This window comes from Arthrobacter sp. efr-133-TYG-120, from assembly GCF_030209785.1.
GTDB lineage: Bacteria > Actinomycetota > Actinomycetes > Actinomycetales > Micrococcaceae > Arthrobacter.
Genome location: NZ_JARVRI010000006.1, coordinates 67198 through 79018 on the forward strand (window position 1 = coordinate 67198; position 11821 = coordinate 79018).

Consider the following 11821-nt stretch of genomic DNA (forward strand, 5'->3'; position numbering starts at 1 on the left):
CCCTTCCCCGTCGTCTTGCGTTCCACCCGAGCATACACGGGAGGAAACAGAGCTGTTTGGTATTCCAGATAGTGCAATATTTGTGATTTACATCCCATCAAACCTGCTCTAGTCTATTTTTGGTATACAAAAAGTCCGGAGCCTACTCCTTGGATCATGAATCGAGCACCCCCGTTGACCCAGCTACAGTCCACCGCCGAAGCTACGGCTGAGAGTCCATCCCCCAGCATGTCCCCAAGCAGACCCACCGCCGAGGCGCGGTCGCTCCTGGCGACGGCCTGGCTGCGGATCCGCCGGAGCAAGATTGCCCTGTTGAGCCTCTGCGTGGTGGCGGCCATCATGTTGTTCGCCATCCTCGGCCCGCTGCTCAGTGCCATGTCCGGCAACGATCCCTTCACGTCCAACACCAGCCCCGATGTCCTGGACGACCTCCAGACTCCCGGGTTGCCGCTCCCCGGATACATGTACCCTTCGGCCGGCCACTGGCTGGGCGTGGAACCCGGACTGGGCCGTGACCTGTTTGCCCGCCTCGCCTTTGGGGGCCAGGTTTCCCTCACCATTGCCCTGCTGTCCACTGCGGTCTCGGTGGTCCTGGGAACCGTGATCGGTGCGGCCGCGGGCTACTTCGGCGGCAAAACGGACGCCATCATCAGCCGGATCATGGATCTCTTCCTCGCTTTTCCGCACCTCCTGCTGGTCCTTTCACTGACCCCCATCCTGCAGTCACGGCTGCGGGACACCGCGCTGGGCCAGGGCAGCTTCCTGCCCATGGCTTCGCTCGTCATCATCCTGGGCTTCTTCGGCTGGGCATACCTCGCCCGTATTGTCCGCGGCCAAGTGCTGAGCCTCCGCGAGCGCGAGTTCGTCGAGGCCGCGCGGTCCTTCGGCGCCTCGCACCTGAGCGTATTGTTCCGGCAGATCATTCCCAACGTCATGGGAGTCGTACTGGTCTACGCCACCATGCTCATCCCCACGAACATCTCCGCAGAAGCGGCACTGTCCTTCCTCGGCGTCGGCGTCAAGGACCCCACGCCGTCGTGGGGCCAGATGCTCAACGCCGCCCAATCCGGCAACTGGTACCTCAGCGACCCCTGGTTCCTGGCAGTCCCCGGCGCCATGCTCATCGTCACGGTCCTGGCGTTCAACCTGCTCGGCGACGCCGTGCGGGATGCCCTGGACCCCAAGGCATCCCGCCACTAATCCCCCTTCAAATCCGTTCCACCCACCCAAATGAGGAGCACAATGAATACCCCCACCAGAGCGCTGGCCCTTGCCGTGCTGATCGCCACCGCCGCCACAGGCTGCGCGGCGGGACAGAACCAGCCCGGAACTGCCGCCTCCGGCGCTTCCAGCACCGAGCAGGCTCCCGAAGTGGTCAAGTCCGGTTTCACCACCAAGGGCGGCAACATCAACGTCCTGATGTCCTCGGACTTCCAAACCCTGGACCCGGGCAACAGCAACTACGTCCAGACGGCCAACGTCGGCCAGCTGTACTACAGGAACCTCACCATGGCGAAGGAGACGGCCGGACAGCCGCCCACCATCGTTCCGGACCTCGCCACGGACACGGGCCAGGTGTCCAAAGACGGACTCACCTGGACATTCACCCTCCAGAAGGGCGTCAAGTTCGAAGACGGCCGCCCCATCACCTCCGCCGACGTCAAGTACGGCATCGAACGCACCTTCGCCCAGGACGTCTACACCCAGGCCCCGCAGGAGCTCAACGCGGCGCTCGACGCCGGCGGCTACAAGGGGCCGTACAAGGATCCTTCCGCTGACCTCAAGGCCGTGGAAACTCCGGACGAGCGCACCATCGTCTTCCACTTGAAGAAGCCATTCGCCGAATTCCCGGCGCTGGCCTCCCGTTCCAACACTTCGCCTGTCCCGAAGGACAAGGACACCAAGCTGGACTACACCAACCACCCGGTGTCTACAGGCCCGTACATGGTTGATTCGTACAGTCGCGGAAAGTCGCTCAAACTGGTCCGCAATCCGAACTGGGATCCGTCCACCGACCCCAACCGCACGGCACTTCCGGACACCTTCAGCTTCTCGCTCTCCACTTCGCAGGCCACCATCAGCCAGCAGCTCCTGGCCAACTCCGATCCCAATGCCCTCACCCTGGACTCCAACGGTGCACTGCAGACTTCGGATTCCGCCAAGCTCGCTGATGCCCAGGTCAAGGACCGCGTTGCATCGGGACTGCTCGGTTGCAACGACGTCCTCAGCCTCAACACCGAGAAGATCACCGATCCAGATGTCCGCAAGGCAATCGCCCTGGCCCTTGACCGCCAGTCCATCCTGGTCCAGTACGGCGGGCGCCGCTTCGGCGAACTCACCCAGACCCCGCTCAACGCCAAGATGCGCGGTTACGTGGCCCAAGACCTCGAGATCGACCCCACCGGCAAGCCCAAGCTGGAGGAAGCCAAGAAGCTCCTCGAAGGCAAGAACTACCCCAAGAGCCTCACCTACGGGTACGCCAACAACCGCGACGCCTACAAGAACACCGGCACCGTGATCCAGCAAAACCTCAAGGCCCTGGGCATCGACGTCCAACTGGTGCCGATCCCGGCCCCGAACTACTACTCCGTCCTGGCCAGTGACCAGCTGCCGGACATTGCGCGCTCGGGCTGGTGCGGTGGCGCCGACCCTGCGTCGGTGCGTACGTCCGCCGATCCCATCCTCGGACCGAACAACGACGGCACCAGCTACGGCTTCTCCAACACGTCGCGCTACTTCGATCCGCAGATTTCGAAGGCCATGTTCGAGCTCCGGAACACTTCCGGGACCTCGGAGGAACTCGGCAAGAAATGGTCTGAGGAGTTCGGCAAGGCCCTGAAGACCTACCCGATCATCCCGCTCGTCCGCAGCCACACCAACAGCGTGGTGGGCTCCAATATCCGTAACGCCCAAGTGGGCTACTTCTTCGGCGGCATCGACCTCTCGATCGTCGGCGTCGAGCACTAACCAGGCCAAATACACAACCGGGCCTGTTCACACCAATCAGGCCAGCCCAGAAGGGAGGCGGGCCGTCCGGCGACTACCGGACGGCCCGCAACCAGCACAATGATCAGATTCATCTTTCGCCGGACAGGCTCCCTGATCCTGCTTCTCGTCGCCGTCAGCTTCATCACCTTCACGCTGTTCCAGCTGGGTCCTGCCGATCCTGCGTCCGCCGCTTGCGGCCAGGAGTGCACTCCCGAACGCATCGCGGAAGCCCGCGTGGCCCTTGGCATGGACCACCCTTTCCTGGTCCAGTACATCGACTACATGCGCGGTCTGGTCTCGCCGCGGATGATCGGTGCTCCCGGAGCGGAATCGATCTGCCAGTGGCCATGCCTCGGCAAATCGTTCCAAACCAATGAAAACGTCTCGGACATCATCGCCCGCTCCTTGCCCTACACGCTCTCCATGGCGGTCGGCGCGCTGGTGCTCTGGACCGTTTCCGGCGTCGGGCTCGGTTTGCTCGCCGCCCTTCGCAAGGGATCCGCCACGGACAAGTTCATCGTCGGCGCAGCGTCCGTTGGAGTCTCGCTGCCGATCCCCGTCACCGGCCTGTTCCTGTTGCTGGTTTTCGTCAACCAGCTGCATCTCCTGCCCTTCACGACGAACGAGATCAACAGCCCCTTCGGCCCGCATGGTCCGGGGGCCTGGGTGCTCAACTACTTCCTGCCGTGGGTCGCCCTCGCGGTGCTTTTCAGCGCGGCGTATATCCGGGTCACCCGGACCAACATGATCGAAACCTTCAGCGAGGACTTCATCCGCACGGCCCGTGCCAAGGGCCTGGCGCCCCGAACAGTGACGTTCAAACACGGTGTCCGGGCCGGGATCACTCCGGTGGTGACCATGCTTGGCATGGACATCGGGCTTCTCCTCGGCGGCGCGGTCCTCACCGAGCAGATCTTCTCCGTCCCGGGACTCGGTTTCACGGCCGTCCGGGCTGCCATTTCCGGCGACCTCCCCGTCACCATGGCCATCACCATGCTGGCTGCCTTCTTCGTCATCGTCGCGAATGTCGTCGTCGACCTCGCCTACGCTGCCATCGATCCCCGAGTGAGGCTCCAATGACCCAGCTCCAGCCCAGTCCGGCCGGTCAACCGGCCACGCGAACCGCGCATCAGGCCGCGGGAACCGGCCATCAGGCCGCGGAAGCCGCCGCGTTCCTCGACGTCCGGAACCTTTCGGTGAAGTTCCCCACCGACGACGGCCTTGTCTCGGCAGTCAACGGGATGGATTTCTCCTTGGAGCGCGGGCAGACCCTCGGCATCGTCGGAGAGTCAGGGTCCGGCAAGTCGGTCACCAGCCAGGCGCTCATGGGGCTCCTCAAGGGGACCTCAGCCCGGGTCACCGGCCAGGCGTTGTTCCAAGGCAAGGACCTTGTCACACTGCCCGAGTCCGGCATGCGGCAGCTTCGCGGCCGGAACATCGGCATGATCTTCCAGGATCCTCTCTCGGCCCTGCATCCCTTCTACACCGTGGGCCATCAGATCGCCGAGGCCTACCTCGTCCACAACAAGGCAAGCAAGAAGCAAGCCCGCGCGGCCGCCGTCGACATGCTCGGAAGGGTAGGCATTCCGAGCCCCGAGCAGCGCTACGACGAATACCCGCACCATTTCTCCGGAGGCATGCGCCAGCGCGCCATGATTGCCATGGCACTGATCTGCGAACCGGAACTGCTCATCGCGGACGAACCCACCACCGCGCTGGACGTCACCGTGCAGGCACAGATCCTGGACCTCATGTCCGAGCTCCAGCAGGAAACCAACTCGGCCCTGATCCTGATCACCCACGATCTTGGCGTCGTGGCCGAAGTGTGCGATTCCGTGCTGGTCATGTACGGCGGGCAATGCGTCGAATCGGGACCGGTGGACGAGATCTTCTACGACACGCGGCACCCCTACACCCTGGGCCTGCTCAAATCGATGCCCACGCTGAGCAGTAGCTCGGGCAGGCTCAACCCCATTCCGGGCCAGCCGCCGTCGCTCCTTGACCTCCCGAAAGGCTGCATTTTCAGCGCCAGGTGCGAGTACGCGGCCCTTGCCGGCGACGGCGTATGCGCGAGCCAGCGCCCGGAGCTCGTGGTCGAAGACGGCCACGGAAAGCGCTGCCACTTGAGCGGCCCCCAGATCGTCACTATTCGGAATACGCGTTAGGACCCGCCATGGACACGCAGGCAATTCTCCAGGTGGAGAACCTCCAGAAGCATTTCCCCATCAAAGGCGGTCTGTTCTCCCCCAAGGGATCCAAGACCGTCAAAGCCGTCGACGGCGTCTCCTTCAGCCTCGCGCGCGGCCACACGTTGGGACTCGTGGGTGAGTCCGGCTGCGGCAAGTCCACCACCGGGCGCATGATCGCGCGGCTCATGGATCCCACCGGCGGGAGGATCCTGATCGACGGCGTGGACATCAGCCAGCTGGCGGGCCGCGATCTGTACAACTTCCGCCGCAAGGTCCAGATGATCTTCCAGGACCCCTTCGCCTCGCTCAATCCACGGCAAACCGTGGGCACCGCCATCGCCGCACCGATGCTGGCGCAAAAGATCAACCCGGCCGGCGGCCTCAAGAACCGGGTGAAGGAACTCCTCGAGCAGGTGGGCCTCAAACCGGAGCACTACAACCGTTTCCCGCACGAGTTCTCCGGCGGCCAGCGCCAACGGGTGGGCATCGCGCGCGCCATCTCGCTGAACCCCTCCGTGATTGTGTGCGACGAACCCGTATCCGCCCTCGATGTCTCGGTGCAAGCACAGGTAGTCAACTTGCTCCAGGAGATCCAGCGGGACACCGGAGTGGCATACATCTTCATCGCGCACGATCTTTCCGTGGTCCGCCATATCTCGCATGAGGTGGCGGTGATGTACCTCGGCAAAATCGTGGAGCAAGGAAGCCGGGAGGACTTGTTCCGGGAGCCCCGGCATCCCTATACGCGAGCTCTCCTGTCCGCCGTGCCCCTGCCGGATCCCAGGAGCCCGCCAGCAGCAAAAGATCCGGCTCCGGGGAGATCTCCCGTCGCCGGCAAACCCACCCAGCGGCTGTGTCTTCCGCACCCGGTGTCCGTTGTTCGGCACCTTGGGAGCGGAACAGCAGCAACGGTGCATCAGCGAAATCCCCCGACCCGCCAGCGCGACTGCCCCGGCCTGCCACCACGCAGGTCTGGAATCCGCAGCCCTCGCTGGTGTGCAATAGATCCAACATCAAAGGAGCAATACATTGAACACCCTGATTCGTGCCGTCCGTCCTTGGGGACAAGCATTGAGCGACGTCCTCGTCACGGACGGCAAGATCACCGGCGTCGAACCCCATGACCCTGCACGCGCTGCGGCGACTGGCGACACCACCGTCGTCGAGGGCCGCGGCCGTCTTCTCGTGCCGTCGTTCTCGGACGTCCATGTGCACCTGGACTCGACCCGCATCGGACTGCCGTTCCGCGAACACACCGGCGGCCCCGGCGTCTGGACCATGATGATGAACGACCGGCAGAACTGGCGCAACGCCGAGGTTCCGCTGCAGGAACGGGTCAACAACACCCTCGGCCGGATGATCGCCCGCGGCACCACGCGTGTGCGCTCCTATGCCCAGATCGACGTCGACTGCCGGCTTGAGCGTTTCGACGCCGTGATGGCCGCCAAGGAGCAGTTCAAAGGGCAGGCCGACGTCGACATCATCGCGTTCCCGCAGGCCGGCCTCCTCCTTGAGGACGGCACCGTACCCCTCATGGACCAGGCACTCAAGGCCGGCGCGAATGTCATGGGCGGCATCGACCCGTGCAGCCTGGACCGCGACCCGGCCCGGCATCTGGACATCGTCTTCGGACTGGCCGAAAAGTACCAGGTCCCCATTGATATCCACCTCCACGAGCCCGGCGAACTCGGCGTCTTCAGCACGGACCTCGTGATCGAGCGCACCCGCGCCCTGGGGATGCAGGGCAAGGTCACCATGTCCCACGCATACCAGCTGGGCAGCGTCTCCGAGGCCACAACGCGCCGCCTCATCGACGAATTCGCCGAGCTGGACATCTCCATGGCGTCGGTGGCGCCGGGCTCCGCCGGTGTGGCCGCCCAGCTGCCCATCCCGCTGCTCGCCGAAGCCGGCGTACGCATGGGCCTGGGCGAGGACGGCCAGCGCGACTACTGGTCCCCCTATGGCAACACGGACATGCTCGACCGCACCTGGCAGCTCGCTTTCACCCACGGCTTCCGCAAGGACGAACTCATCGAGCACTGCCTTGCTATCGCCACGGTCGGTGGCGCAAGCGTCCTCGACCCGTCCGCCACCCGCCTGAAGGGCACGGCACACCGCCCGGGGGTCGAGGTCGGCGATCCTGCCGAACTCCTGCTGCTCGACGGCGAAACGGTGGCTTCCGCGGTCATGGACCGCGGCACCGACCGGACGGTCATCCACCGCGGCAAGGTCGTGGCGGATCAGCTCGAGCTGGTCTAAGCCCGCACAAATCCAAGCCGCACAAAAATGTGGCCGGTCCCTCGTGCGAGGGACCGGCCACTTTTTTGGTTTTAGCGCCCGACGGCGGCGGGCTCGCCACGATGTTCCGTCTCGACGGCTTCCACCGACACCGCCGGCCCGCGCACCGCGAGGAAACCGGCCACCGCGAGAAGCACCGCTTCCGCGGCCAGGGCCCAGAAGGGAACGTCCCAGCCACCGGACCACTCATGCAGGAATCCAGCCCCCAACGGGCCCAGGGAGGCCAGCGCGAAGCCCAAGCCCTGGCTCATGGCGGACAGGCTGCCGGCGCTCTGTGGTCCGGTTGAGCGGATGACAACCAACGCCATTCCCAGCCCGAAGCCGGCACTCTGGACGATCCCCAACACGCCGACCATGAGGAACTGCAAAGCCACGGGCGCGGTCAAGACCCCTATCAAAGCCGCGGCGACGAGCAATCCCAGGCCTGGAGCCATGACCTTCAGAACCGCGCGACGCCCCGCGAGGACGGGAGCCAGCAGGCTCGCGGGCAGACCTGCGACACTGAACCAGGCCAAGAGACCTGCTGCATCGGCCACGGTCTGCCCCTTCGACACCAGGAACACCGCGAGCCACGAGGTGATCGCGAAATACAGCATGGCCTGCAGCCCGAAGAACGCGGTCACGGCCCAGGCCGTCCGCTGCTTCCGCAACGGAATGGTGCCGGTTTCCCCCGTTGCGCCACCCGCCGTCGTCGTCTTCTGTAAACCAGCGCCCGACGCCGGTCCGCCGGTTTCGGTCTCGCCGGTACCGTCGGGGCGCCCGGCCGGTTGACCGGTGCGGTGGATCAACGTGGCCCCCAACAGGGCGGGGACGGCCCAGACGGCCAGCGCCCAGGCGAGGCTCCCGCCGAGCGCTTGCTGCAGCGGCTGGACGAGCCCCGCGCCGAGCGCCGCGCCCAGCCCGAAGCCCATGGTGCACAGCCCCGTCCACCAGCCGGTACCGCGGTTTGCCTTGACGATCTGCGGCACGAGCACGCTGGCGGTCATGATGGATGCCCCTGCCAGGAACGTTCCGGGCAGCAACAGTCCGGGCACGAATACGCGGACGATCAGCGCCGCGGCAAGCACCAGGAGCGCCGCTGCCACAGCCCTTCCGCTGCCCAGGCGACGGGCCAGCCACGGACCGCAAGGAGCCGAGACGCCGAAGGCAAGTACAGGCAAGGCGCCAAGCAGCGGCAGCAGATGCGCGTCGAGTCCAAAGCCTGCCTGCAGCTGACCCATGGTGCCGGCGATCGTCGTAATGGCCGGACGGAGGTTGATGGAGACAAGTGCCAGTGCAACGAGTATCCAGGCAGTCCGTCGAGCGGCGTACGCGGAAGTACCGGGGCGCGGCGGCTGTGCTTGTTCCATTGGTTGCCTCCCTGGAATCCTAATTTGGTATACCAAATAAGATTAGGGGCATTGCATGGCAAAGTAAACTGCCGCTAAAGTGGCAGCTGAGTGTGACGCTGGACCATGACGATTAGATTTGGAATACCAGAGCTTTAGATAGCCTTGCCGGGGTTGAAGATTCCGGCCGGGTCGAAAAGCTCTTTGATGCGATGCTGCAACTCCCGGATGGGCTCAGGCTGCTCAAGTCCGAGCCAACGCAGCTTGTACTGCCCCACCCCGTGCTCGCCGGTGATGGTTCCGCCCATCGCCAGCGCGGCGTCAATCGAGTCGTCCAGGGCATGGTTGAGGCGGGACATGGCATCGGCGTCCACTTCCCTGTCCACGCGGTCAACCCAGAAGGTGGGGTGCAGGTTGCCGTCGCCGGCATGGGCCACCACCTTGAGCTGGACCTCGTGGGTAACGGCCATGGCCTCGAGCGCGGCCACGTAGTCGACAAGCCGCGACCTCGGAACAGCGACGTCCTCGCCAACCCGGAATTCGTTGTCCACTTCGTCGCCTCGACTCGAGCGCCTCATCTCGATGAGGCGCTCCGCTTCGGCATTGGATTCCGCCGTTACCGCGGCGCCGCCGGCGGCGAGCACTTCCCGTACCAAAGCTGCTTCCGCTGCCGCTCCAAAGCCGTCAGTCTGGATCAACAGCAGCGCCTGTCCGCGTTCTCCGAGGTCCGAGCCGTACAGTTCGTCGAGCTGGGCCAGCGTTCCGGCGTCGAGCATTTCCATGATGGCGGGCTGGACGCGGGCCCTTCCGACCGCCAGGACACCCGCTGCGGCACCGCGGAAGTCCGGATAGAAGGCGGCAACTGTCTGTACCTCGCGCGGCAGGTAGCGCAGGCGCACCGTCACACCCACCACGATCCCCAGGGTGCCCTCGGAGCCCACAAACAGCGCTGTGAGATCGTACCCGGCCACACCCTTGAAGGTCTGGTGACCTGTGTGGATAAGCGAGCCATCGGCCAGGACGACGTCGAGCGCCAGCACCGAGTCCCTCGTCACGCCGTACTTGGCGCAACGCAAGCCGCCTGCGTTCGTGGCCACATTGCCGCCGATCGTGGACATTTTGTAGCTCGCTGGGTCCGGCGCGTACATCAGGCCGTGTTCGGACGCGGCGGCATTCAGGTCAGCGTTCACCACGCCAGGTTCGACGACGGCGGTCTCATCGTCCGCGTTGAGCTGCAGGATGCGGTCCATGCGTTCCAAGCTGAGGACGATGCACCCCTGGCTGGCGTGGGCGCCGCCGGAAACCCCGGTGCCGGCGCCGCGGGCCACGATCGGAACTCCGTGCCGGGCGCAACTGCGCACCACATACTGCACGTCTTCGACGGATTCGGCGAACACCACAGCCAAGGGCAGCTGCAAGTCCAGGACGGGTCCCAGGTCTGCGGCATAGGTGGTGCGTGTCTGTTCGTCGACTGCGACTTGCCCCGGAGCGAGGGCGGCCCCTAGATCATCGATGAACGCGCCCGGGCTTTCGCTTTGCTGGGTTTCACCCGCGGGTGGAAGCCGGCGGGCCATGACGATCTCCAACCTGGCCTTGTCCTGCGGATAAGGCCGGCTGGCACCGGTGTATTCAAATCCGTGCCGCTCGTAGAACGCCTTCGCTCGGGCGTTGTCCTCGTGGACGCCCAGTTCGATCACGCCTGCTCCGAGCTCGGCGCCTGCTATGGCGCAAGCCTCATCAAGCAACTGGTCGGCCAGGCCCAGGCCACGGTGTTCGGGTGCGACGTAGACGCTGATCAGCATGGCTTGTAGAGCCCGGGAAGGATCCTGCGGCTGCTTGATGACCACGCGCATAAGTCCGCTGATCGGGCTACCGTCCGTGCCGTCGTCCGCTATCAGGGTGATACTCGAGTCGCCCGACATCGTGGCTGCTCGCTCTTGCCATTGACTGTCAGTCTGGCGCCGGGCGGCCGCGAGGCTCTCCACGTAGGCCATCGGGGTGTCCGACAGCATCTCCAACCGGACGTCGCGAAGCAATTCCCAGTCAGTCGCTTGGAGGCGACGGATTCTATTCACTTGCGCCGCCCATGAACCGGACATAGCGCTCAAGAACTCCAGGCCAGTCAGCCGCGTAGTCTGCACGGGTCTGCGCGGGGTGTTCGGCGCCTTCCCAGCCGTCGTGGACCAGACGAACCTCCGTTTCTCCGTCAACAGCACGGAAGGCCAGACGAAGTTCGGTGGACCACATCGCGGTACTGCCTGGATACCAGCTCGCATGGAAGGACAACGGCGGCTGCCAGTCGTCGATGGTCCCCCATATCGAGGTTCGGCCGTCGTCGGCCGTCTCCAGGATCAAATTCTCCTCGAACTCAACGTGCGAGCCCGCCCCGTAGACGCTGTGGTCCTCCATCGGCCACCAGAGATGCGGGTGGTCGGTGAAGCCCATGAAAGCATGCGCCACCGGCGAAGGCACGACGACGGTGCACACCACGGGGTCCAGCTCACCGGATTGCTCCGGCTGGGGTTCGGAGTCCGGCGCGAGGTGACTAAAGAGGCTCTCCATGTGCACCAACTTTACCGCCCAGCGGCCCCCCGATTCCGGATCCAGCGCGCTCGCCCCTGACGCCGGCTCACATATACCGGCTCCCGGCAGGACGCGGGCTCACATATGGCGGTTCCCGGGCGGGACGCCCGCTCACTTATGGCGGCTCCCGGCGGGACGCCGGCGCACATCGGGTCCCGGCCGGATGCCGGCTCACATCATGTGAGCGGGGGTTTGGGATTTCGAGGCCATATCCGAGCCGGGGTTTGGTCCCGACCGCTGATATCTGAGCGGGGGTCCGATACCCCGGACGCCCGCTCAGTAATAAAGTGTTTTCGTGGGACGCGGGCTCGGATATGCGCGGTTTTCGTTGGTCGCGGGCTCGGATATGCGGGGTTGGCTCGTGACCCTCGCTCGTGTGTCGTGTGTTGGGGTGTTTTAAGTGGGTCAGGCCCCGACACGGTGTGTCGGGGCCTG

At 64.9% G+C, this 11821-nt stretch carries 9 protein-coding genes and 1 pseudogene; 6 read left to right on the forward strand and 4 right to left on the reverse strand.

Translation table 11 applies throughout. The annotated features are described in order from the left end of the window. Positions 1-228 precede the first annotated feature (228 nt). From QRN51_RS04970 to QRN51_RS04995, 6 genes are all read left to right on the forward strand, one after another. A complete protein-coding gene (locus QRN51_RS04970) occupies positions 229-1200 on the forward strand; it encodes an ABC transporter permease (protein ID WP_284988878.1) in 972 nt (323 codons plus the stop codon). Between the two features lie 42 nt (positions 1201-1242). Further along, positions 1243-2967 carry an ABC transporter substrate-binding protein gene (locus tag QRN51_RS04975; RefSeq protein ID WP_284988879.1) on the forward strand — a complete coding sequence of 575 codons (1725 nt, stop codon included), beginning with the start codon at positions 1243-1245 and terminating at the stop codon, positions 2965-2967. 99 nt (positions 2968-3066) lie between these two features. Further along, positions 3067-4068: an ABC transporter permease gene (locus tag QRN51_RS04980; protein WP_284988880.1), complete on the forward strand. Its 1002-nt coding sequence runs from the start codon at positions 3067-3069 to the stop codon at positions 4066-4068. Next, a complete protein-coding gene (locus QRN51_RS04985) occupies positions 4065-5153 on the forward strand; it encodes an ABC transporter ATP-binding protein (RefSeq protein ID WP_284988881.1) in 1089 nt (362 codons plus the stop codon). The genes QRN51_RS04980 and QRN51_RS04985 overlap by 4 nt, the downstream gene beginning before the upstream one ends. Before the next feature lie 8 nt (positions 5154-5161). Further along, positions 5162-6301: an ABC transporter ATP-binding protein gene (locus QRN51_RS04990; RefSeq protein WP_502870849.1), complete on the forward strand. Its 1140-nt coding sequence runs from the start codon at positions 5162-5164 to the stop codon at positions 6299-6301. Then, entirely contained in the window at positions 6207-7436 is a 1230-nt protein-coding gene (locus tag QRN51_RS04995) for an amidohydrolase family protein (RefSeq protein ID WP_284988882.1), read from the forward strand. Before QRN51_RS04990 ends, QRN51_RS04995 begins: the two co-directional genes overlap by 95 nt. A 71-nt stretch (positions 7437-7507) precedes the next feature. Here QRN51_RS04995 and QRN51_RS05000 read toward each other — a convergent pair whose 3' ends face one another. The 4 genes and pseudogenes from QRN51_RS05000 to QRN51_RS05015 form a co-directional block, all read right to left on the reverse strand. Beyond that, positions 7508-8824, reverse strand: coding sequence for an MFS transporter (locus QRN51_RS05000; RefSeq protein ID WP_284988883.1), 1317 nt, complete (start codon positions 8822-8824; stop codon positions 7508-7510). A gap of 134 nt (positions 8825-8958) precedes the next feature. Next, on the reverse strand, positions 8959-10377 hold the full coding sequence (locus tag QRN51_RS05005; RefSeq protein WP_284988888.1) for an FAD-binding oxidoreductase: 1419 nt from the start codon (positions 10375-10377) through the stop codon (positions 8959-8961). Positions 10378-10431: 54 nt separating this feature from the next. Further along, positions 10432-10902: pseudogene (locus QRN51_RS23220) on the reverse strand (GNAT family N-acetyltransferase); the annotation flags it as partial. Continuing rightward, positions 10871-11365, reverse strand: a complete 495-nt coding sequence (locus QRN51_RS05015) for an SRPBCC family protein (RefSeq protein ID WP_284988884.1) — start codon at positions 11363-11365, stop codon at positions 10871-10873. The gene QRN51_RS05015 and the pseudogene QRN51_RS23220, both read right to left, overlap by 32 nt. Between the last annotated feature and the right edge of the window lie 456 nt (positions 11366-11821).